This is a genomic window from Pseudomonas putida (genome assembly GCF_016406145.1).
Classification (GTDB): Bacteria; Pseudomonadota; Gammaproteobacteria; order Pseudomonadales; family Pseudomonadaceae; genus Aquipseudomonas; species Aquipseudomonas putida_E.
The window spans coordinates 4,973,864-4,996,926 of sequence record NZ_CP066306.1; the positions used below are offsets into that span (position 1 = coordinate 4,973,864).

The following is a 23,063-nucleotide window of genomic DNA, read 5'->3' on the forward strand; positions in this document are numbered from 1 at the left end:
GCCGGCGAGTGTGAACCCACCGGCTCTTTCACGCTGTTTTGAGCAAAAGGAGGCCCCTATGAGCCGCGCATTCGTCAACGAGGACCAAGCCGCCGCCCAGGCCGACCAGCCGGTGGAGCGGCACGTCAGCGACCAGCCCAACTACGTCACCACCAATGGCCTGCGCCAGCTGCAGCAGCGCGTGGCCGACCTCAATGCCTTGCGTGCCGAGCTGCAGGCCCAGGGCGAACAGGGCGACAAGCAACGGCTGGCCGATGCCGAGCGTGACTTGCGCTATTTCAGCGCCAGGGTGCAGAGCGCGCAGGTGGTGCCCGCCGCTACTTCGAACAGCAAGGTGCAGATTGGCAGCCGCGTGCGGTTTGCCGATGAGCAGGGGCAGGAACAGACCGTGCAACTGGTTGGGGAAGATGAAGCCGATGCCAGCCGGGGGCTGATCAATTGGGGGTCGCCATTGGGGCGGGCATTGCTGGGCGCAGGGCCTGGGGATGAAGTGACGTGGCGGCGCCCGGCGGGGGATCAGGTGATCGAGGTGATGGATATCGTGGGTGAGGCCTGAAACAAAGGGGCCGCTGCGCGGCCCATTCGCCGGCAAGCCGGCTCCCACAGGTACCGCGTTGTTCTCAAGAACAATGCATTAGGTGTGGGAGTCGGCTTGCCGGCGAATGGGCTGCAATGCAGCCCCAATCTTTCGAATCAGACCACGCCCTGGGCCAGCATCGCGTCCGCGACTTTGACGAAGCCGGCGATGTTGGCGCCTTTTACGTAGTTGATCTTGCCATCGGCCTCTTCACCGTAGTGCACGCAAGCATGGTGGATCGACTGCATGATGTGGTGCAGCTTGCTGTCCACTTCACCGGCGGTCCACAGCAGGCGCATGGCGTTCTGTGACATCTCCAGGCCCGAAACGGCCACGCCGCCGGCGTTGGATGCCTTGCCCGGTGCGTACAGGATGCCAGCCTCCAGGAAGATATCCACAGCCTCCAGCGTGGTCGGCATGTTGGCGCCTTCCGCTACGCAGATGCAGCCGTTACGCAGCAGGGTGCGGGCGTCTTCGCTGCCCAGTTCGTTCTGCGTGGCACACGGCAGGGCGATGTCGCACGGCAGGCTCCATGGCGTCTGGCCCTTGCGGAACTCCAGCCCGAACTGATCGGCCAGTTCGCTGATGCGGCCACGCTTGACGTTCTTCAGCGCCATCACGGCGTCCCACTGGGCGTCGGTCAGGCCGGCTTCGGCGTACAGAGTGCCTTCGGAGTCGGACAGCGAGATCACCTTACCGCCCAGGTCCATGACCTTGCGCGCAGCGTACTGGGCAACGTTGCCGGAACCGGAAATTGCTACGCGACGACCGTCGATGCGCAGGTCCTGACGCTTGAGCATTTCTTCGGCGAAGTACACACAGCCGTAGCCGGTGGCTTCAGGGCGGATCAGGCTGCCGCCGTAGGTCATGCCCTTGCCGGTCAGCACCGAGGTGAACTGGTTGGCCAGGCGCTTGTATTGGCCGAACATGAAGCCGATCTCGCGGGCGCCCACTCCGATATCACCGGCAGGCACGTCCAGGTCGGCGCCGATGTGGCGGTACAGCTCGCTCATGAAGGCCTGGCAGAAGCGCATCACTTCGGCGTCGCTCTTGCCCTTGGGGTCGAAGTCCGAGCCGCCCTTGCCGCCGCCCATGGGCAACGAGGTGAGGGAGTTCTTGAATACCTGCTCGAAGGCCAGGAACTTGAGCACACCCAGGTTTACCGAGGGGTGGAAACGCAGGCCGCCCTTGTAGGGGCCGATGGCGCTGCTCATCTGGATGCGGTAGCCGCGGTTGACCTGAACCTTGCCCTGGTCATCGACCCACGACACGCGGAACAGCACCGCGCGCTCGGGTTCGACCATGCGCTCGAGAATGCCGGCCTGCAGGTAGTGTGGGTTGGCTTCAAGGAACGGCCAGAGGCTGCGCAGCACCTCCTCCACCGCCTGGTGGAATTCGGGCTGGGCCGGGTCGCGCTGCTTCAGGCGCTCGAGGAAATGGTCGACAGATTCGATCATGGGTAGACATCTCACCAAGAGGGATTGGACTTATTGGTTTTTTCTGGAATGTACCAAGAAGCAATCGCACTGGAATAGGGCGAAATGTCGTTTTTATGAAATTATTTGGTGCGTTTTATGTAAGTGTATACAAAACAAGGTGCCTTCCGATGGCAGATCAGCCCTATTGTCGGGCCAGGTCACTTCATGCCAGGCACAAAAATGGGGCCCCTGAGGGCCCCATTCTTGTGCATCAGAAACCGGCTTACTGCGCCAGCTTCTTGTGCCGTACCCGGTGCGGCTGGGCAGCGGCGTCACCCAGGCGCTTCTTGCGGTCGGCTTCGTACTCGGTGTAGTTACCTTCGAAGAACACCACGTTCGAGTCGTCTTCGTACGCCAGGATGTGCGTAGCCACACGGTCCAGGAACCAACGGTCGTGGGAAATCACGATCGCAGCGCCCGGGAAGTCCAGCAGGGCTTCCTCCAGCGAACGCAGGGTTTCGACGTCCAGGTCGTTGGACGGTTCGTCGAGCAGCAGCACGTTGCCGCCCTCTTTCAGGGTCAGGGCCAGGTGCAGGCGGCCACGTTCACCACCGGAAAGGTCCTTGACGAACTTCTGCTGGTCGCCGCCCTTGAAGTTGAACCGGCCAACGTAGGTGCGCGACGGGATCTCGTAGTTGCCGATGCGGATCATGTCGGAACCATCGGAGATCTGCTGGAACACGGTCTTGGCACCGTCCAGGTCTTCGCGGCTCTGGTCCACACAGGCCAATTGCACGGTTTCGCCGATCTCGATGCTGCCCGAGTCCGGCTGTTCCTTGCCCATCAGCATGCGGAACAGGGTCGACTTACCGGCACCGTTACCACCGATCACGCCGACGATGGCGCCTTTAGGCATGGCGAACGACAGGTTGTCGATCAGCACGCGGTCGCCATAGCCTTTGGAGACGTTCTTGAACTCGATGACCTTGTCGCCCAGGCGCGGGCCAGCCGGGATGTAGATCTCGTTGGTTTCGCTGCGCTTCTGGAATTCCTGCGACTGCATCTCTTCAAAGCGCTGCAGACGAGCCTTGGATTTGGACTGGCGGGCCTTGGCGCCTTTGCGCACCCACTCCAGTTCCTCTTTCATGGCCTTCTCGTGGGCGCTCTGCTGCTTGGATTCCTGCGCCAGACGGTCCGACTTGGCCTCCAGCCAGCCCGAGTAGTTGCCTTCGTACGGGATGCCGGCGCCGCGGTCCAGTTCGAGGATCCAGCCTGCGACGTTATCGAGGAAGTAACGGTCGTGGGTAATCGCTACCACGGTACCCGGGAAGTCGTGCAGGAAGCGCTCCAGCCAGGCCACCGAGTCGGCGTCCAGGTGGTTGGTGGGTTCGTCGAGCAGCAGCATGTCGGGTGCCGACAGCAGCAGACGGCACAGGGCCACACGGCGCTTCTCACCACCGGACAGGTGTTCGATGCGGGCATCCCAGGCCGGCAGGCGCAGGGCGTCAGCGGCGACGTCGAGCTGGCGCTCGAGGTTGTGGCCGTCGGCAGCCTGCAGGATGGATTCGAGCTTGGCCTGCTCGGCGGCCAGCTTGTCGAAGTCGGCGTCGGGTTCGGCGTAGGCAGCGTAGACCTCGTCCAGGCGGGCCTGGGCGTCCTTGATCACGCTGACCGCTTCTTCGACCACTTCGCGTACGGTCTTGCTGGGGTCCAGCTGCGGCTCCTGGGGCAGGTAGCCGACGTTGATGTCGGGCATCGGACGGGCTTCGCCGTCGAATTCCTTGTCGACGCCCGCCATGATCCGCAGCAGGGTCGATTTACCCGCGCCGTTCAGGCCGAGTACGCCGATCTTGGCGCCCGGGAAGAACGACAGGGAAATGTTCTTGAGAATTTCCCGCTTCGGCGGCACGACCTTGCTCAGCCGATGCATGGTGTAGACGTATTGAGCCAAAACCAAGCCCTCTAATCAGATAGGTAAAGACATCGACGATCGCCCCGGCCAGGTGGCCAGGCGGATGTGTTTACGGGGTGTCATTGAACAAAGTCGACCATTCTACGCCAACGCGCCGCGTTGCACAGGGTGGTCGGATGGTGGGGTCAACAGGGGCCGCTGTGCGGCCCATTGGCGGCGATGAGGCCGGTGCTGGCCCCACACCAATCAGACGTGACGCTGTTTGGCCTTGCCCCGCAGCAACCGGCAACGGTCGCCCTGCCCGGCCAGGCGCGCGGCCCAGGCGGATTTCACGCTGAAACCACCCTGGCGGGCAGGCTGCTCGGCAGCCTTGGCCGGCTTGGCGGCAGGCTTGTTCACGGCCTTGCTGGCCGGTTTCACTGCAGCCTGAGCCTCAACCGGAGCTACTGCCGCCTTGGCGGTCTTGCGCAGCTCGGCCAGCGACGGCGCCTTGGTTTTCGAAGCCGAAGCTTCAGGTTTGACCAGCGAACGCTGGCACGACTTGCAGGATACATCCTCGGTCACGGCAGTGCTGACAAGGGTCTGACTGCTGCGCCCACAGGCGGAATCGAGGCCATTGGTGGAAAAGTGAGTAACCAAAACCGAACATCTCCGATGCGTTGTCATTGAAGCGGGCGGCATTCTCGCACAGCAAGCAAGGCATTGCCGAACAGGCAGCCTTCACCGCGACCGTCGGCACCGACAGCGGGACTGGCACTTTGCCATAATGACAGGCATGCTAGCCCGTTTCGGGTATACGGCCTTATAGTGCGCCACCACGGTACGGCCGCCCAGGCACCGGTATACACCGTGCATATCAATCCCTGCCGTCGCCAGCCCAATAGCAGGACCAACGCTTGACCAATCTCAATCATCCGTCCTCGCCGCGCACCGTCACGCCGGCCCCAGCCGCTTCGGTGCGCGGCTCGGTCAAAGGTGCATTGGCCCTGCTGGCCTTGCTGCTGCTGGGTTTGCTGCTTTGGCAACTGTTCTCGCAGTTCCGCCACACCCAGGCCGAGCAGCGCCAGCAGCACCTGGACGCAAGCGTCGAACTGGCAGACCATCTGGCCCTGAACATGGCGCTCAAGGCCCAGCAGGCGCTGAATGTAGTGCAGCCGTATGTCAAAGCGCCGACGCCTGCCGCCCTGCCCAGCCTGCTCGACACGCTACGCGAGCGCCTGCCAAACCTGCGCGACCTGGCCTGGCTGGACCACAGCGGGCGGCTACAGAGCGACAGCCTGGCCGGCAGCCCCGACCGTGCGCTGATTGACGAGCTGTTCAGGCTGAACCAGGGCCGGCCTTATTTCTTCGCCAACGCGGCGGACAACCGCACCGTCTACCTGCTGTTGCGCCAGGCCACCGAGCAGGGTCGCGGCTACTGGCTGCTGCGCCTGTCCAACGATTTTTACCGCACCCTGACCCAGCACCTGGATGGCCCCGGACACCCCCTGTGGCTGCTGGAGAACAGCCGCAGCGGCGAGGTGCTGGAACGCCACGCTCCAGCGCAGACCAGCGACCAGCCGTTGCAAAGCGTGATGCTGGTCTTCATCGACAACAGTGTCTGGCAGCTGCGTGGTCTGTTCGATGCGGGCCTTGCCCAGCAGAAACTGTTGCCGGCACTGCTGGGCAAGTGCCTGCTGGCGCTGTTCTGTGCCCTGCTGCCGGTGCTGGCGCTGATCAACATGCGCCGCCGCCAGCGCGCCCTGCAGGAGGACCGTCGGCGCTACCAGGAAATCTTCGAGGGCACCGGCGTAGCACTGTGCGTGCTCGACCTCTCCAGCCTGCCCGGCCAGCTTGACCGATACCACCTGCGCAACCTCGCCGCGCTCAAGCAGAGCCTGGCGCTCGACTCCAGCCTGCGCCGCTCGCTGCTGCTGGAGCTGAAGATCACCGAAATCAACCAAGTGGCGCGCCAGCTGCTCAACGTCGACTGCCACGCAGGCGCCTGGCAACGGTTGATCGACGGCAGCGGCGACGGCCGTGACAGCGTCGGCATGCAACTGATCGATGCGCTGATCGAGCAGCGCCCGCTGCTGGAACTGGAAGTGCGCCTGCCCGCCCCCTTGGGGGGTGAGCTGCACCTATGGCTGATGGCGCGGCTGCCGGAACAACGCCGCGACTACCAGGCGGTGATCCTGAGCATCAGCGACATCACCAGCCGCAAGCAGGTGGAGCTATCGCTGCTGGAGCGCGAAAGCTTCTGGTCGGACGTGGTGCGTACCGTGCCCGACCAGTTGTACGTGCAGGACGTGCTCAGCCAGCGGATGATCTTCAGCAACCGCCACCTCGGCGAGACCTTGGGCTACGACCGCACCGAGCTTGCGCAGATGGGCGAGCGCTTCTGGGAGCTGCTGCTGCACCCCGAGGATGCGGCGCACTACCAGGCCCTGCGCCAGCAGCAACGCGCCAACGGCCACGGCCAGTCCCTGCATTGCCAGCTGCGCTTCCGCCACCGTGACGGCGGCTGGCGCTGCTACGACATCCGTGAACAAGTGCTGACCCGCGACAGCGATGGCCAGGTTACCCGCATCATCGGTGTGGGCAAGGACGTCACTGTGCAGATCGAGGCCAGCCAGTCGCTACGCGACAGCGAGCAGCGCTACCGCATGCTCGCCGAAAGCATCAGCGATGTGATCTTCTCCACCGACAGCAAGCTGCAGCTCAACTACGTCAGCCCCTCGGTGCAGGCAGTGCTGGGCTACAACACCGACTGGATCTTTGAGAACGGCTGGCAGTCGATCGTCGCCAACCCGTCCCAGCTCACCGGCATTTACAGCCTGATGGAACGGGTCAGCAAGGCCATGGGCGACCGGGAACAGCTGGCACAACTGCGCCAGCACCTGCCCAACCAGCTGTTTTTGTTCGACTGCCTGCGCGCCGATGGCCGCAAGATCCCTATCGAGCTGCGCCTGGTGCTGGTGTGGGACGACCGCGAGCGCTTCGAGGGTGTGCTGGGCGTGGGCCGCGACATCAGCCAGCAACGCCGTGCGGAAAAAGACCTGCGCATGGCCGCCACGGTCTTCGAACACTCAACCTCGGCCATCCTCATCACCGACCCGGCCGGGTATATCGTGCAGGCCAACGAAGCGTTCAGCCGGGTCAGCGGATATTCGGTCAGCGATGTGCTCGACCAGCTGCCAAGCATGCTGACTGTAGACGACCAGCAGGAGGGCCACCTACGCTACGTACTCAAACAGCTGCACCTGCGCGGCAGCTGGGAAGGCGAAGTGTGGCTCAAGCGCCGCAGTGGCGAGCACTACCCGGCCTGGGTCGGTATCACCGCGGTGCTCGATGACGAGGGCGACCTGGCCAGCTACGTGTGTTTCTTCACGGACATCAGCGAACGCAAGGCCAGCGAACAGCGCATTCATCGCCTGGCCTATTACGATGCCCTGACCCACCTGCCCAACCGCACGCTGTTCCAGGACCGCCTGCACACCGCCCTGCAACAAGCTGAGCGGCAGAAGTCGTGGGTGGTACTGATGTTCCTCGACCTGGACCGTTTCAAGCCGATCAACGACTCCCTGGGCCACGCTGCGGGCGATCGCATGCTCAAGGACATGGCCCTGCGCCTGCTGGCCTGTGTCGACGATGACGACACCGTGGCGCGCATGGGCGGTGACGAGTTCACCCTGCTGCTGCAATCGCGCGCTACCCGCGAAATGGCGCTCAACCGCGCCATCCATGTGGCCGAGAACATCCTCGCCAGCCTGGTGCGGCCATTCGTGCTCGAAGGCCGCGAGTTCTTCGTCACCGCCAGTATCGGCATCGCCCTCAGCCCGCAGGACGGCGGCGAACTGAGCCAACTGATGAAGAACGCCGACACCGCCATGTACCACGCCAAGGAGCGAGGCAAGAACAACTTCCAGTTCTACCAGGCCGAGATGAATGCCAGCGCCCTGGAGCGCCTGGAGCTGGAAAGCGACCTGCGCCATGCCCTGGAGCAGAACGAATTCATCCTCTACTACCAGCCGCAGTTCAGCGGCGACGGCAAGCGCCTGACCGGTGCCGAGGCGCTGCTGCGCTGGCGCCACCCCACGCGCGGCCTGGTGCCGCCGGGCGACTTCATCCCGGTGATCGAGGAGCTGGGGCTGGTGGTGGATGTCGGCGACTGGGTGCTGCGCGAGGCCAGCCGCCAGCTCAAGGCCTGGCACAAGGCCAAGGTGCGTGTGCCGAAGGTGTCAGTGAACATCTCGGCCCGGCAGTTCTCCGACGGCCAGCTGGGCAAGCGCATCGCCACCGTCCTCGAAGAAACCGGCCTGCCGCCTGCGTGCCTGGAACTGGAGCTGACCGAAAGCATCCTGATGCGCGATGTGAACGAAGCGATGCAGATACTCGACAGCCTGAAGGTGCTGGGCCTGAGCATTGCGGTGGACGACTTCGGCACCGGCTACTCGTCGCTCAACTACCTCAAGCAGTTCCCCATCGACGTGCTGAAGATCGACCGCACCTTCGTCGACGGGCTGCCCGAGGGCGAGCAGGACGCGCAGATCGCCCGGGCGATCATCGCCATGGCGCACAGCCTGAACCTGGCGGTGATCGCCGAGGGCGTCGAAACCCACGAGCAGCTGGAGTTCCTGCGTGAGCATGGCTGTGACGAGGTGCAAGGCTACCTGTTCGGGCGGCCGATGCCGGCCAGCCAGTTCGAGGCGCAGTTCAGCAACGAGACGCTGTTCATGTTCCAGTGATCCGGTGCCCGCCGGCGCGGCCCTGACCTGTTCAAACCGGACTTCAAAGTCAACTCCCGCCCCCATCCAGCCCAGGCAGGGCGCGGGATGCAACATGAAAGCCATTGGTCCGCGACTTGATGCCACTTCATATGCCAGGCGCGAATCAATCGGTTAGAATGCCCCCCCAATTCAGCCCGATCCTTGAGGACCGTTATGTTCAGCCGTGATTTGACCATTGCCAAGTACGACGCCGAGCTCTTCGAAGCCATGCAGCAAGAAGCTCTGCGCCAGGAAGAGCATATCGAGCTGATCGCTTCGGAAAACTACACCAGCCCAGCCGTCATGGAAGCCCAGGGTTCGGTCCTGACCAACAAGTACGCCGAAGGCTACCCGGGCAAGCGTTACTACGGTGGTTGCGAGTACGTCGACGTGGTCGAGCAACTGGCCATCGACCGCGCCAAGGAGCTGTTCGGCGCCGACTACGCCAACGTTCAGCCGCACGCCGGCTCCCAGGCCAACGCCGCTGTCTACCTGGCCCTGCTGTCGGCCGGTGACACCATCCTGGGCATGAGCCTGGCCCACGGTGGCCACCTGACCCACGGTGCTTCGGTAAGCTCCTCGGGCAAGCTGTACAACGCCATCCAGTACGGCATCGATGCCAACGGCCTGATCGACTACGACGAAGTCGAGCGCCTGGCCGTCGAGCACAAGCCGAAAATGATCGTTGCCGGCTTCTCGGCCTACTCGCAGGTCCTGGACTTCCCGCGCTTCCGCGCCATCGCCGACAAAGTAGGTGCCTACCTGTTCGTCGACATGGCCCACGTTGCCGGCCTGGTTGCCGCTGGCGTGTACCCGAACCCGGTGCCGTTCGCCGACGTGGTCACCACCACCACCCACAAGACCCTGCGCGGCCCGCGTGGCGGCCTGATCCTGGCCCGTGCCAACGCCGACATCGAGAAGAAGCTGAACTCCGCCGTCTTCCCGGGCGCCCAGGGCGGCCCGCTGGAGCACGTCATCGCGGCCAAGGCCATCTGCTTCAAGGAAGCCCTGCAGCCTGAGTTCAAGGCTTACCAGCAGCAAGTGGTGAAGAACGCCCAGGCCATGGCCAGCGTGTTCATCGAGCGTGGTTTCGACGTCGTTTCCGGCGGCACCCAGAACCACCTGTTCCTGCTGTCGCTGATCAAGCAGGAAATCTCCGGTAAGGACGCTGACGCCGCCCTGGGCAAAGCCTTCATCACCGTCAACAAGAACTCGGTACCTAACGACCCACGTTCCCCGTTCGTGACCTCGGGCCTGCGTTTCGGCACCCCGGCCGTCACCACCCGCGGCTTCAAAGAAGCCGAGTGTAAAGAACTGGCCGGCTGGATCTGCGACATCCTCGCCGACCTGAACAACGACGCCGTCATCGACGCCGTACGTGAAAAGGTCAAGGCCATCTGCAAGAAGCTGCCGGTGTACGGCAACTGATTGGCGATAGCCTGATGTGAAAAGCCCGGCCCTTGTGCCGGGCTTTTTCATGCCTGCGGGCAAGCCTTGCCATTGCAAGCCACAACAAGCGGGCGACCACAATTGCGGCGCAGCGTATTACCCTGTGCACCCTCACGCCCACCGCGAACGCCAGGACGCCGCCTTGACCAGAGAGCAACTCGAAACCCATCAGATTGCGTTGTATTTCGCCGCCGTGCTCGCCGCCGCTGCCTTCGGCCTGCTGGCCACCGACACCGCGCGCCACCTGGAAGCACTGGTCACCCCCGCCATCGCCGTGCTGATGTACGCGATGTTCCTGCAAATCCCCTTCCTCGACCTGCGCCAAGGCCTGGGCAACCGCCGCTTCATGGCCGCGCTGCTGCTGGCCAACTTCATCTTCGTCCCGCTACTGGTGTGGGCCGCCACCCGAGGCTTGGTCGAGCATCCGGCCATCCTCATCGGCGCCCTGCTGGTGCTGCTGACGCCCTGCATCGACTACGTGGTGGTATTCACCCACATCGGCAAAGGCGACTCGCGCCTCACCCTCGCCGCCACCCCCGTGCTGTTGCTGGTGCAACTGGTGCTGTTGCCGGTGTACCTGGCGGTGATGCTGGGTGACAGCAGCGAAGTGGCGATTTCCATCACGCCATTCGTGGAGGCGTTCGTGCTGCTGATTGTGCTGCCGCTGATCCTGGCGGTGCTCACCTCGGCCGGAGCACGCCGGTCACGTAGCGTTTCTGTGTGGAATCAGGCCTGGGCGTGGATGCCGGTGCCGGCGATGGCACTGGTGTTGGTGGCAGTGATCGGCTCGCAGATTGCCGTGGTAGTGCGCGATTTCGACCGCCTGCTGCCGGTGATCCCGGTGTACATCGGCTTCATGCTGCTGGCGCCGGTGCTCGGGTTTGCCTCGGCGCGGCTGCTGCGTTTGCCGGTGGCCGAGGCCCGCTCGGTGACATTCAGCAGCGCGACGCGCAATTCGCTGGTGGTGTTGCCGCTGGCGCTCGCATTGCCCGAAGACATGCGTGCGCTGGCGGCAGCGGCGGTGATCACGCAGACGCTGATAGAGCTCATCAGTGAGTTGGTTTACGTACGAGCGCTCCCCGCGCTGATCCGCTGACAGCGCATGCCGGGGCGTTGCAGCGCCCCGCAAGCCAGCCCACCCGGCACTGCGTGGCCTCAGGCCACCGACGCCTGCCGCTGCATCCGCACGCTCAGCATGCCCGACAGGGAAACCAGCCACAGCATCAGGAACACGCCGGCGATAGCCAGGTTGGATGTCAACGGCAAGGCACTGACGATGCCTGAGGCAACGGCGCCGAACACCAGCATCAAGCACCCCTGCAGGCTTGCCGCTACCCCTGCCCGGTCCGGGAACAGGGACATGGAACGGGCCATGGCATTGGAGAAGATGAAACCTTGGCCAAAAGCGACCAGCATGATGCCACCCAGGATCGTCACCAGGTTCAAACCGCCCGGCATCGCGGCGATCACTGCCACACCGAGCAGGAATAGCGCCATCCCGGCCCACATCAAGGCATGCGCATTGACGTAACGGATCAGCACGCGGTTTACCAAGGTCCCCACCAGGTAGCAACTGCCTACCGCAAGCGCCGTGGTACCAAAGTACTGAGCGCTGTGCCCGAGGCGTTCCTGGACGATGTGCGGCCCGAACACGTTCCACAGCAAGAAGGCAGAGAAACTGGAACCGAGCACGACGACCGAGGAACGAAAGCGACTGTCGGCCAGGATGCAGCGATAGCCTGCGATGGTCTGCAGTGCACTGCGCCTGCCCGTCACCGCCAGCGATTCCTTGAGCCCCGCCAGCACGAAGGCAAGCACGATCACCGCGTATACCGCATAGAGCACGAAGTTGTAGCGCCACCCCAGATGTACTTCGATCAGCCCACCGACGTAGGGCGCGATCACCGGGCCCAGGCCAAATGCCAGGCTCAGGTAGATGATCGCCACATAGAAGCGAGGCCCCTTGACGACGTCCACCAGCAAAGCCCGCGCGACCACCTGGCAAGCGCCAATAGCGAACCCTTGCAGCGCTCGGGCCAGCAGCAGCATTTCTATCGAGGTGGCAACCGTTGCCAGCAGGCTGCCGCCGAGGAACACCGCAAGGCCCAGCTGAACCGCCGGCTTGCGCCCGCGGGCATCGGCCATGACCCCGAAGAACAGCTGGCCGATCGCGTAGAACAGCAGGGTGATGGTGATGGTGTTCTGCATCAATACAGGGCTGGCCGACAGTTCCCGGCCGATGGAAGGAATGCTGGGCGCATACAGGTCGATGGCGATGCCGCCAACGCTGTTGATCAGCGGCGCCAGGAACACAATGAAATTCTCGTAACGCTTGGTCGCGTTCATGCTTACCTCCAGCACACCGGGCACAGTGGTGCCCGGCATGGTGATCAGGTCAGGCAGATGCCTGATTGGCGAAATGGGGCTGGGCGAGGCCTGGCGCAGGTGCACTCATCCAGATGCTGGGCGATGACAAACGCGACACCACCACCCGCGGCCTGTGGTCGTAATAGGAACCCCAGTTGACGGCTGGGTCCCGGACCCGCCCTCTGTCCGCGCCGCCCAGGTCTTCGAGGTTGTCGACGATCGGCGCCAGCAACTGGCGCACCTGTTCGGTAGCGGTCAGCACCACCAGGCCGAAGTTGCGCAGCGCCAGGGTCTTGATGACATTGTTGAGCAGGTACTTGCCTGCACCGCTGCCGCTGCGAAATGAAGCGAAAGCGCCCACTTCGGCGATACGGGCGCGGTCCAGCCCAAAGCGCTCATCCAAGCCCTGATCCAGGTAATACTCACTGAAGAGCTTGCCGGAATCGCCGTAACTGATGCCGGCACAGGCATAGCCCGGGGCGCCACCGTTAGGGTCGGTCAGGCATACGAACAGATCGGGCTCAGGTTCTGGCGTTGCCTGGTAGTGCTTGAGGTAGTGCGCCCGCACCGCCTCTTGCAGGCATCGGTAGCCGGGCCGGCCTTTATAGAAATTACGCACGATGTACATGCTGGCTCCCTCGTACTCAGGCGTACATCTGATCGATGAAGCGGGCCTCGATTTCCGCGCGCCGCGGCCGCCCGGTGACGGTGTAGAACTGCTCGCGGAACAAAGCGATATCCTCGATGACGCGCACCTGGCGAACCCGGGCGAAATCGGCAAGGCGATGTTCCAGGCGCGCCATTTCGCTGCGTACGCGCTCCGCGCCCGCAGCACTGAGCACGATGGCGCACGGCTCGTCCCTGCCTTCCCCCATGACGATCATGTCGTCCACCAGCGGGCTCTCCTTGTAGACGTTCTCCACCCACTCCGGCGAGATGTTGCGCGCCGTGGAGAGGATGATCACGTGTTTCTTGCGCCCGGTGATGTAGAGGTAGCCGTCGCGAAATTCGGCGATATCACCGGTATGCAAGTAGCCGTCGGACAGGTCGCAGGCGGTATCGTCAGCGTTGTAGTACCCCGCGCACAGGGTCGGCGTGCGCACCAGCAGTTCGCCATCGACCAGCTTGGGTTCGATACCGTCGAGCAGCTTGCCCGCAGAGCCAATGCGCCGCTCGGCGGGCGAATTCAGCGAGATGATCGATGAGTTCTCGCTCAGGCCATACGCCTCGAACACCTGCACGCCGCGCGCTTCCAGCGCCTCCAGCACTGTGGCCGGAATCTTCGCGCCACCGGTGATGATGTGCGGCCGTTGCGGGCCGAACAGCTGCTCGACCGTGCAATGCTCAAGCAGCCCATTGGCCTCCTCAAGCAACTTGGGCGGCAGGTACAGGAAATTGGGCTGGTTGGGTGCAATCAGCTCCAGGTACTGCCGGGCATTGCCGCTCGCCGCGCCATATTCGGTCACGCCCTCGGGCATCAACGTCAGCGTACCGCCCGACAGGATCGGGATGAAAACGCCGAGCACCTGCTCGATCAACAAGCTCATCGGCACGATCGAGAAGTAGTGCAGCGGTTGTTGTGGCAGACGCTTCATGACGTTGTCCACCAACAGCCCCACCGCCTCGTCGCGAATCATCACCCCCTTGGGTTTGGAGGTGGTGCCTGAGGTATGGATGATCGAAACGATGCCCTCCGGGATCAACTCATCCTCGTTGCGCCACTCCTCGCCGATGGCCTGGTTCATCAGCTGGCCCGGAATGAAGCAGGCCTTGTCCGGCAGGATGCCGTGCAGGCGGTTGGCGGTTTTTTCATCGCTGACGAACACCGCTGCGGCCTTGCCCAGCAGGCTGCCGATCTGGTCGTCGGAAAACTCGATGGGCACCGGCAACAGCACCGCACCGACTTTCTGAATGGCCAGTAGCGTGTAGACCCACTCGTAGCATGAGCGCATGGCGATACCGAATACCTTGCGTTCACAGCGCCCCACACGCCCTTCAAGGGCACTGGCCAAGCGCATCACATCGCGACGCAGTTCGTGCAGCGTATGGGTGCGGCCATCCATCTCACGGATGACGATGCGGTCGGGCGTTGCCGCCAGGTAGTCCTGCATTTTCTTGCTGATCATTGGCCGTTACCTCCGATGCGGTAGCTCTGGGCGCCGAAAATGCGCCGCGAAGTGTCATCCAGCCGGCGGCGGCCGTGCATGACGCGGGTGTTGTCGATCACGACGATGTCGCCTTTCTGCCAGAAGTGGCTGTAGGTATTGCGCTCGGTCACTTCCTTGATTTCATCCCAGACTTCAAGGGCAATATCTTCGCCATCAGCCCAGGTAATACGCGGCGGCTCGTAATTGACGCTGGGGCCCAGCATCGAATTGCAGAAGGCCTTGCGACCACTGAAACAACTGGTTTCCACAGCGGAAATAATCAACTCCGAAGCAATCAGGTTTTGATCGATGCGCCGGTAAGTTTGCCCCGCTACTTGATCATTGACCTGCTGCAGGTGGTCATCCGTAATGGCGTCCAGCGGTAGCTGAAGTTCAATACTGAGGAAGCGTTTTACGTTCTGCCATGGAATACGCCGGGCATAACGTATATCGCGCTGCTCAAATAACTTTCGGGTTTTAGCCGACAAGTCGAACAACACCCGTTGGCCATCGCACAGGGTAGTTTGCGAACCGACCGAAGCCGCTTCCAGGCAATAGAACCACTGCAGGTCAGGGTTGAACGGCAGGTTGCCATTCTCGCGGTGCAGCCCCATCTCGTGCACCCCCGCCTCGATTTCCGCGGTGTTGGTGGTGGCCGCCTTGCGCGCCGGGTCAAAGGTGACGCGCGACGAGTGTGCGCTGACGAACTCATTGAAGTCTGCAAGGGTATCTGCGAAATCGCGGTAGATCACCGCACCGCTATGGGCCAGGTCTTCGTAAAGTGTTGCACCGCTGATAACCTCGCTGACGCGCATGTCACGGTCAACAGCAACTACACATTCAAAACCGTAGCAGGGTGTCGGTTGCCGATAATAAGGGAACACCCAGGGTTGAACTTGCGCCAACATGACTCATTCCTCCGTGAACTGTGGGTTCAGGTAGGCATCCGCTACCCGATGACCACACAGTAAGAGAAATGAGCACGCTGTTGGTTTTAAGAAATCTAAAGGCGTTGCGAAAATTTAAATATGCCGTGTCATCGTTCCGTCAACAGGGCTTCGGCCACTTGTTCGATCAACGAGCGCAAACTGGAAATATCCTTGCTGTCGCTGCGATCGCGTGCCCAGATCATGTCTAGAGTAAAACTGGGGAAGCCAAGCGGCGGTTGGCAGACTTTGACTTGCGGGGCGATGCGCAGGTGCGGCAACAAGCGCGCCGGCAATGCCAAGGTGGAAGGCACAGCGGCAACGATGTTCACGCAGGCCTGATAGCCGTTGGCGCGCACCAGCACATTGCGTGAACGGCCGACCTTGTCCAACCAGCTGTCGACCATGTTCTTTTCCGAGACCCATGGCGTAGGGAAGACATGGGGCGATGCACAGAATTCATCGAGGTTCATGGCACCTTCGTTGGCCAGCGTTTTCTGGCTGGTCAGGCACACGAAGTCGTCATTGAGCACAGGCTGCCACTGCAATTCGGGATGCATCTGGTGATAGCCCGGGCCAAAACCGATGGCGATGTCGATTTCGCCGGATATCAGCCGGTCCACTGGCAAGTCACGGCTCAGGCGATCCAGGTGCAGCGAGGTATTGCCGTGGGTGCGGGACAACACCGCCAGGGCCTGTGGCAGGAATGACAACTCGAAATATTCCGGGGCGCAGAGCCTCCAGATTTTGCGCACGGCCTGCGGCGAAACCGTGCTGTCGTCTTCCGCGCAGCGGTTGACCGATTCAACCACCACGCGCAGGTAGGGCGCGATTTTCTCGGCCTTGGTGGTGGGGAGCAGCACACCCTGGGAAGAAGCGAACAACGTGTCATCGAAGCAGCCACGCAGGCGCTTGAGGCAATAACTGACGGTGGGCTGGCTGACGCTCATCAACTCGGCGGTGCGCTTGGCGCTGCGCAACTCGAGCAGGTTGAGAAACACCACGATGTCCTGCAGATCCAACTGCTTGAGGTAGTTGCTGTGCAGCATGAAAATTCCTCCTGAATTTTCCAGTTCATTGGCTGGGCGCCCCTTCGCCAGGCAGACACGCGAGCATCTGCTTCAACAGCTGCGCAAACCCTGCGCGCTGCTTCGCACTCAAAGGGGCCAGTACCAGCTCCTGAATCTCAGTATGTGTAAGCAGAGCCTTCTCAATCAACACCTTACCTGCCGCGGTCAGTGCAACCTGGTAGCTGCGCTTGTCGTGGTCGTCGGCAATACGTTCGACCATGCCGGCGCTTTCCAGCCGGGCCAGCCGGTTGGTCATCGCCCCGGATGTGATCAGCAGCGAGCGGTAAAGCTCGGTTGGCGTCAGGCGGTACGGCGCCCCTGCCCTTCGCAGCGTCGCCAGCACATCGAACTCGCCTTCCTTGAAGCCGTACTGTGCCAGCGCTTCGGCACGCATGCGCTCCAGATGCTTCTGGATGCGCGCCATGCGCCCGAAAATCTCCATGGATGTGACGTCCACCGAGGGCATCGCCTGCGCCCACTGCGCGACGACGAAATCCACATGATCGTTCATAGCTCCCCTTCACCGGGCAATTGATCAATTGTTAACCCGCGCAAACTCCTGAACTCCGACGCCTTTAAACTATCTTAACGTTAAGTTATCTTGCTGACGATACGACTGAAGGATCAGGAGAACACATGGCATTTTTCATACACGGACCGCATCGGCACTACTACTACGACTCAGGCGCTGGCAGCCCAGTGCTGCTGCTGCACGGCCTGGGCAACAGCGGGCGCGCCTGGGCGCCCCAGGCCAGTGCGCTGCTCAGCCTGGGCCACCGCGTTATCGTATCCGACCTGCTGGGCCACGGCGCGTCCAGCGAAGCGCCCGAAGGTATCACGGCCCATGCCCAGGCACTGGAAATGCTGGCACTGCTCGACCACCTGGGGCTGGAAAGCACCCACCTGATCGGCCTCTCCCTGGGCGGCATGGTGGCGCTCGAAATGGCCTGCCATGCACCTGAGGCCGTACAGCAACTGGTGGTCGCCGGCACATTCGCCAGCATGAACAGCACGTACCGCCAGGGGTTGCTGAACGACTGGGCCGCAAACCTTGCGCAAGCGGACGGCTGCCTGAAGCGGTTCAAGGCCACCTGGCCGGCGTTGGTTGGCGCTGATTATGCCGCCTCGGCCGAAGGCCAATGCCTGTACCAGGCCTGGCACGCCCAGGCCGCTCAACTGTCAGCGCAAAGCCAGATCCGCTGGTGCAATGGCATGAAGCGCTACGACCTGAGCAATCAATTGCCAGCAATCCAAGCGGCAACCCTGGTGCTCGCCGCCGAAGGCGACCTCATCAGCCCACGCTCGGAAGCCGAAGACATCACCCAACGTATCGACCACGCCCGCCAGATCACCCTGCCGGGTGACGGCCACGTATTCAACATTCCGTACGCCCAGGCCTTCAACCAGGCGATATGCACCTTCCTGCAGGAGCCACTTCAACATGCGTGATCTGCCAAGCAAAGCGTGCATCGGCCTACTGGCCATGCTGATCGGCTTGAACCTACGCCCCATCATGGCGGCCATCGGCCCCTTGCTCGGCACCCTGCAACAAGACCTGGGCCTGAGCAACGCCCAAGGCGGCCTGCTGACCACCCTGCCAGTGATGATGATGGGGTTGTTCGCGCTGTCCGGCCCCTGGCTGCTGCGCCTGGTAGGTGAAGTGCGAGGTGTGGCGATGGGTATCACGCTGATCGTCATCAGCTGCGCCGCACGGGCCTATATCACGTCCGGCACGGCGCTGATCGCAACAGCCGCGTTGGGCGGGGTCGGCATTGCGGTCATCCAGGCTTTGATGCCCGCGTTCATCAAGCGCAGCCACCCGCAAAGCGCCGGCATGCTGATGGGGCTGTTCACCACCGGCATCATGGGCGGCGCCGCGCTGGCCGCTGCCTTTGCGGCGCCGGGTGCCAGCACCTTCGGCTGGCAACTGACGTTGGGAGTTGCAGCGTTGCCGGCGCTGGTCGGCTTGATCGCCTGGTTGCTTGCCGCCGGCAGCGACCCCGGTAGCCACAGCGATGCCACCTTGCCGTACCGCAGCGGGCGAGCCTGGTTGCTGTTGTTGTTCTTCGGCATTGGCACGGGTGCCTACACCCTGGTGCTGGCCTGGTTGCCGCCGTTTTATGTTGAATTGGGCTGGACGGCCACCCAGGCGGGTTACCTGCTTGGCGCCCTCACCGTCACCGAGGTCATCGCCGGCCTACTGGTTTCAGCCCTCATTCAGCGCTACCCAGGCCGCAGACAGCCGCTGACCGTGGTGATACTGCTGTTGCTTGCCGGCCTGGCCTGCCTGATGCTCGCCCCCGTGCAGCTCGCGGTGGTGGCCACCCTGTGCCTGGGGCTTGGCATCGGCGCATTGTTCCCGCTGTCGCTCATCGTCACCCTCGACCACACCCACTCGCCAACCGAAGCCGGCGCCTTGCTGGCGTTCGTACAGGGCGGTGGCTACCTGATCGCAGCGACCATGCCACTGATTGCCGGCATCGTGCGTGACCAGCTCAGTTCGTTGCACTGGGCCTGGGGGATAATGGCCATCGGTGCGGTGTTGTTGCTGGGGTTGAGCACGCTGTTGCGACCGAAGCCCGTGCAGTTGCCGGGTGCGGCGCACGAAGCGTGAGCGGGTGAGGTTTCAATCGAAGGGCACGCTGTGTGGGCGGGCCTCCGGTACGAACCGGAGGCCGCGTTCGCGGTTCAAGGCAGGGACGGTTTACAGGCTAAAACGCATGATCGGGAGGTACCTGAACGTGCCCTGTAACCGGATGAGCCCCTCCTTAGCAGGCTTCGCCCTTCAACAGGCTCACTTTCGCGCACTGCTCACTGGCCAGCTGGCTGATGATCCGTATGGCTTGGTGGATACCTGCGGTGTTCCGGAAGCTCAAGTGAGGGTTGTGTTCACACTCGAGCATCTCGTCATGCTGCACCAAGGCTTCGCCGAGCAGTTCGAGAGTCCAGGCGTAGCTCTGGATTGTGGACAAGCGTTCCTGGTCAGTCATGGGGCACCTGCTTGGGTGCGCTGTGCGGACGGGATGGGTCGTAGATGGGGTAGAAACGGTGGGGTTCAGGAGCCGGCGAAGGGCGACGGCGGCGGAGAACGGATGCGAGGATCCTGGATAGACTTACGGTAAGCATGCATGAGGTCCTTTTCGGTTGGAGCACCACGCTGACCGTCGCCAAACGATTAGGGTGGCAGCTGTACGCAGGTTGGCGAACCGAGGAAAAGGAACCCGGCAGACCCGAGGGTCTCCCACGCACAGCCGCCATTACACGAGACAGCGGACGCAAAAAAAGCGCCTGCAATCGTGATCGGGGCGCCGTTGCGCCTTTTCATACGGGTCGCCAAACCCGGTCGCACAATTGGTTGCGACCCGATGAATTTATCCCTCCAGGCCAGCTTCCGCAAGGTTCAGTGTGGTCCGAAAGTGCATCATGAGCCGTAGAAGTTGTCACGACAGCACGCCATAGCGCGCTAGGGCGCGACAATCATGCTGAACTGTCACGGTCGCCCGCAAGGATCAGGCTTGGGATGTTACTCAGCACCCTAATCGCTACTTCCGGCAGGATTGGGGGGTGGCAGCTTTGTATGGGGTAGGAATACCGGGGAACTTGGAAACCCGGCCAGGCCGAAGCCTGCCCACACACAGCCGCCATGACATGAAACGGCGCCTCCCCCAAAAAGCAAATGCAGTGGGTGAGTTCGGGTGGCGGCGGTACGCGGGTTGGCCGACTGGAGCGAAAGGAATCCAGCACACCATCAGGTGTCCCGCGCAGCACCGCCATAGACGAAAAGCAAGCCTGGCAAAATGCCGCCTGGATGCCGATGAGCTTTTCGGCTTCTACGAATCAGGATCGCGTCGCCAATGATTCGGCGACTGGAACAATCTATCCCCTTAGTGATCGCTTTCGCAAGGGTGCTAGCACGAGGACAAGTGCCACTTGTTCAGTAGGAATTAACTAACCCGAATTGGCAATCGCGTTCATGCTGTAGCTAGTTCGGAACGAGCTCCTCAAGTACTTTAAAAAGGTTCTTCACGGATTGCCGTGGAAGTGGCGAATTTGGGAGTGCGTGCCGAGGCCTTTTGCGGCGCCCCGTAGATCATGCGCCGTGCCGGGGATCGTGTCCCGGTAAGTCGCAAAGCGCGAGAATCCGCACCGCACGGTACTGTCAGACCCGGATTTCCTTCAGCCAACCATTTGTAAGCTCACAGTCAAAAGCCGCCGGGTCGAAGATATCCCCATGCCATTCCATCATGGCCTCATGCTCTGGGTGATTGGGGTCTGCCATGGCTTGAAGAAACTCGGCATAACCCGGCTCACCGCCCACATCTTCCGGCGGGCAGGCATTGGCACCATCGACGCAGTACGGCACCTGCGGACAGGCGATGGCGGGCAGCACTTTCACGACTTTGATCCGGTGATCCCAGCCGTCACCAAAGTCATACACATAGCGGAAACTCTTCTTCCCGCACAAAGCTTTGACCAAGGTCTTGCGCGCTTCCGGCTTTACCGGCGGCCCCCAGCCATCGGGGTCGGGTATGCCGTAATTCTCACCGGCAATTTCAAATTCATGCAGGTGCCCACCCTCCCATCCCATCACGACCTGGATCACTGAATGCAATCTGCCCAGGGTGATGTTTTCCGGTACCGCCACGCGGCGCCAGATGGCCGGCTCGATGCATTTCAATTCAATGTGCAGCAACAACAGGTCGGCCGCGGGTTTGGGCAAGCGAACAGTTTTGACCATGGGTAAGGCCACCTCGCAGAGTTCAGTAGGGCGAAAGAACCGTACCACGGGAGGCAGTTTATCGACCCGATTGATCGGGTGTTCGGCGATGCGCTGCAAGACGTGGATAAAAAAGATCCTTCACGGATTGCCGTGGGGAGTGCATGCCGAGGCCTTTGCGGCGCCCCGTAGATCAAGCGCCGCGCCGGCGGCGCTCGATATCAAAACGCCGGTACACTCAAGCCATCCACCTGCCGCATCATCTAAGGCCTGATAACGACCTAACAGAAACAGGTATAAAAAAACCGCACAAGGCGGGCTTCTCTGTGGTGCCAGCGAACGAGAAAGACCGTGTCCCGGGAAGTGGTGTAACTGAACCAGCCGAAGGCGCCCTGCGGGCGAAAGAGGATGGTCATCGTGGTTCTTGGCTAACGTTGAGTTTGCGGACTTAACCTTCACCAGGAGAACCACGATGACCAAGCCCACTATCGCATTGACCTAGCTGGTTGAGATTGACCGAGCTGGTTGAGAAAGGGGCATGAACGCCGAAATCAAGTGCCGCACCGATGTTGTGGGGATTTTCCCCAACGATCCGGCCATCACGCGGCTGGTTGGGGCGATGCTGTTGGAGCAGAACGACGAGTGGTGCCTGCAAAGGCGCTACATGCAATTGGAGGCTTTCGAGGCGGTCAGCGATAATCCTCAAGCCAAGCTGTCGGCCGTGATCAACTAAACGGCGAACTCAGTGGCCAGAGCCATGATGAGTTACACCACTTCCCGGGACACGATCCTCCGGAAGGCCAAGGCGGGCGTGCTTAGCGTTGGGGTCTACAGATGCTGGGGCCGCTTTGCGGCCCTTTCGCGACACAAGGCCGCTCCTACTGATGGCGTGGAGCATTCATACAATGTGCTTATTTTCTGGCCGCAGAAAATCATTATCTAGAGAAATTTTGGTTTTTTCCCGTAAACGTTGACCAAAACAGAATCTACAGATATCCACTATCTAGAAAACCGTGCGCCCTTACGTCAAAAACACGCAGGTCAGCAGGCTAAAAAACAGCCACAAAAAAACCCGCACAAGGCGGGCTTTGCTGGGGCCGCGAACAAGCTGGCCAACTGAATCTGGTGCCGGAGACAGGAACGATAGGAATCGAACCGGGGTGTGGCGACCAATGAATTCGGGTGCAATCGCGTGCAGGGCTGGCGAGGTTACCACAGGATTACCACAGCGCTATCACTAGCGGCCGCAGGGATCACGCTTGTTGGCGCAGAGGACAGCCCGTGCTCCTACGTCCCCTCTAGCAATTCTCGCCGCTTGCCGTCATGACTGAACTGGACCTGGAATATCCTCCTCAATCACGGCTCTAGCCACACGGAAGCCTTCCGCAGAAGCGGGTACACCGGCATAAACCGCGCAGTGAAGAATGACCTCCTGGATCTCCTCCGGAGTACAGCCATTGTTAAGAGCCCCGCGCACATGCCCAGAAAGTTCCTTTGGTGATTTCAAAGCAGTCAGCACGGCGATTGTCACCAAGCTTCGAAGCTTGAGGGAGATGCCTTCTCTAAGCCACACACTTCCCCAGGCATGATCATTGATGAACTCCTGGAGCGGTAGAGTGAACCCGTTGGCGCTGCGCATAGCCAGCTCTACAAACGGCTCCCCCATGACTGCTGCCCGCATGCCTCTTCCGTCAAGTACGTCGCTCATAATCACCTGCAGTCAAGAAAGTTG

Annotated in this window: 18 protein-coding genes and 1 pseudogene; 7 read left to right on the top strand and 12 right to left on the bottom strand. The window is 61.9% G+C overall.

Annotated elements, in window-relative coordinates; all coding sequences use genetic code 11:
• Positions 1–58 precede the first annotated feature (58 nt).
• Positions 59–556, top strand: coding sequence for a GreA/GreB family elongation factor (locus tag JET17_RS22940; protein ID WP_012316309.1), 498 nt, complete (start codon positions 59–61; stop codon positions 554–556).
• Positions 557–693: 137 nt separating this feature from the next.
• On the opposite strand, the gene gdhA is transcribed toward JET17_RS22940, so the two are convergent.
• From gdhA to JET17_RS22955, 3 genes are all read right to left on the bottom strand, one after another.
• Positions 694–2,034 carry an NADP-specific glutamate dehydrogenase gene (gdhA, locus tag JET17_RS22945; protein ID WP_012316310.1) on the bottom strand — a complete coding sequence of 447 codons (1,341 nt, stop codon included), beginning with the start codon at positions 2,032–2,034 and terminating at the stop codon, positions 694–696.
• Between the two features lie 244 nt (positions 2,035–2,278).
• Complete coding sequence (ettA, locus tag JET17_RS22950; protein ID WP_012316311.1) at positions 2,279–3,946, bottom strand: energy-dependent translational throttle protein EttA; 1,668 nt, start codon at positions 3,944–3,946, stop codon at positions 2,279–2,281.
• A gap of 207 nt (positions 3,947–4,153) precedes the next feature.
• Positions 4,154–4,546 carry a hypothetical protein gene (locus JET17_RS22955; protein ID WP_012316312.1) on the bottom strand — a complete coding sequence of 131 codons (393 nt, stop codon included), beginning with the start codon at positions 4,544–4,546 and terminating at the stop codon, positions 4,154–4,156.
• Between the two features lie 257 nt (positions 4,547–4,803).
• Here JET17_RS22955 and JET17_RS22960 point away from each other — a divergent pair, with 257 nt between their 5' ends.
• From JET17_RS22960 to JET17_RS22970, 3 genes are all read left to right on the top strand, one after another.
• Complete coding sequence (locus tag JET17_RS22960) at positions 4,804–8,634, top strand: EAL and GGDEF domain-containing protein (protein WP_012316313.1); 3,831 nt, start codon at positions 4,804–4,806, stop codon at positions 8,632–8,634.
• Positions 8,635–8,829: 195 nt separating this feature from the next.
• Positions 8,830–10,083 (top strand): serine hydroxymethyltransferase, encoded by a 1,254-nt coding sequence (glyA, locus tag JET17_RS22965; protein WP_012316314.1) that lies wholly within the window; start codon positions 8,830–8,832, stop codon positions 10,081–10,083.
• A gap of 163 nt (positions 10,084–10,246) precedes the next feature.
• Positions 10,247–11,200: an arsenic resistance protein gene (locus JET17_RS22970; RefSeq protein ID WP_012316315.1), complete on the top strand. Its 954-nt coding sequence runs from the start codon at positions 10,247–10,249 to the stop codon at positions 11,198–11,200.
• A 59-nt stretch (positions 11,201–11,259) separates the two neighbouring features.
• On the opposite strand, the gene JET17_RS22975 is transcribed toward JET17_RS22970, so the two are convergent.
• The 6 genes from JET17_RS22975 to JET17_RS23000 form a co-directional block, all read right to left on the bottom strand.
• Positions 11,260–12,450 (bottom strand): multidrug effflux MFS transporter, encoded by a 1,191-nt coding sequence (locus tag JET17_RS22975; protein ID WP_012316316.1) that lies wholly within the window; start codon positions 12,448–12,450, stop codon positions 11,260–11,262.
• Between the two features lie 49 nt (positions 12,451–12,499).
• Positions 12,500–13,099 carry a thermostable hemolysin gene (locus JET17_RS22980; RefSeq protein ID WP_012316317.1) on the bottom strand — a complete coding sequence of 200 codons (600 nt, stop codon included), beginning with the start codon at positions 13,097–13,099 and terminating at the stop codon, positions 12,500–12,502.
• Positions 13,100–13,115: 16 nt separating this feature from the next.
• The gene (locus tag JET17_RS22985; RefSeq protein WP_012316318.1) at positions 13,116–14,597 is read right to left on the bottom strand and encodes an AMP-binding protein; all 1,482 of its coding nucleotides are present in this window, start codon (positions 14,595–14,597) and stop codon (positions 13,116–13,118) included.
• The gene (locus JET17_RS22990; RefSeq protein ID WP_012316319.1) at positions 14,594–15,526 is read right to left on the bottom strand and encodes a TauD/TfdA family dioxygenase; all 933 of its coding nucleotides are present in this window, start codon (positions 15,524–15,526) and stop codon (positions 14,594–14,596) included. Before JET17_RS22990 ends, JET17_RS22985 begins: the two co-directional genes overlap by 4 nt.
• Positions 15,527–15,654: 128 nt before the next feature.
• On the bottom strand, positions 15,655–16,593 hold the full coding sequence (locus JET17_RS22995) for a LysR family transcriptional regulator (RefSeq protein WP_012316320.1): 939 nt from the start codon (positions 16,591–16,593) through the stop codon (positions 15,655–15,657).
• A gap of 25 nt (positions 16,594–16,618) precedes the next feature.
• Positions 16,619–17,125, bottom strand: a complete 507-nt coding sequence (locus tag JET17_RS23000; RefSeq protein WP_012316321.1) for a MarR family winged helix-turn-helix transcriptional regulator — start codon at positions 17,123–17,125, stop codon at positions 16,619–16,621.
• A 125-nt stretch (positions 17,126–17,250) separates the two neighbouring features.
• Between JET17_RS23000 and JET17_RS23005 the strand changes: the two genes are divergently transcribed.
• Entirely contained in the window at positions 17,251–18,063 is an 813-nt protein-coding gene (locus tag JET17_RS23005) for an alpha/beta fold hydrolase (RefSeq protein ID WP_012316322.1), read from the top strand.
• Complete coding sequence (locus JET17_RS23010) at positions 18,056–19,228, top strand: MFS transporter (protein ID WP_012316323.1); 1,173 nt, start codon at positions 18,056–18,058, stop codon at positions 19,226–19,228. Before JET17_RS23005 ends, JET17_RS23010 begins: the two co-directional genes overlap by 8 nt.
• Before the next feature lie 154 nt (positions 19,229–19,382).
• Here the strand turns inward: JET17_RS23010 and JET17_RS23015 are convergent, their stop codons facing one another.
• A complete protein-coding gene (locus JET17_RS23015) occupies positions 19,383–19,604 on the bottom strand; it encodes a hypothetical protein (protein WP_012316324.1) in 222 nt (73 codons plus the stop codon).
• Between the two features lie 1,169 nt (positions 19,605–20,773).
• Complete coding sequence (locus JET17_RS23020; protein WP_012316325.1) at positions 20,774–21,352, bottom strand: plasmid pRiA4b ORF-3 family protein; 579 nt, start codon at positions 21,350–21,352, stop codon at positions 20,774–20,776.
• A 517-nt stretch (positions 21,353–21,869) separates the two neighbouring features.
• Between JET17_RS23020 and JET17_RS23025 the strand changes: the two are divergent.
• A pseudogene (locus JET17_RS23025) lies at positions 21,870–22,064 on the top strand (transposase); the annotation flags it as partial.
• A 588-nt stretch (positions 22,065–22,652) separates the two neighbouring features.
• Here the strand turns inward: JET17_RS23025 and JET17_RS23030 are convergent.
• Complete coding sequence (locus JET17_RS23030) at positions 22,653–23,039, bottom strand: carboxymuconolactone decarboxylase family protein (RefSeq protein ID WP_012316327.1); 387 nt, start codon at positions 23,037–23,039, stop codon at positions 22,653–22,655.
• Positions 23,040–23,063 lie beyond the last annotated feature (24 nt).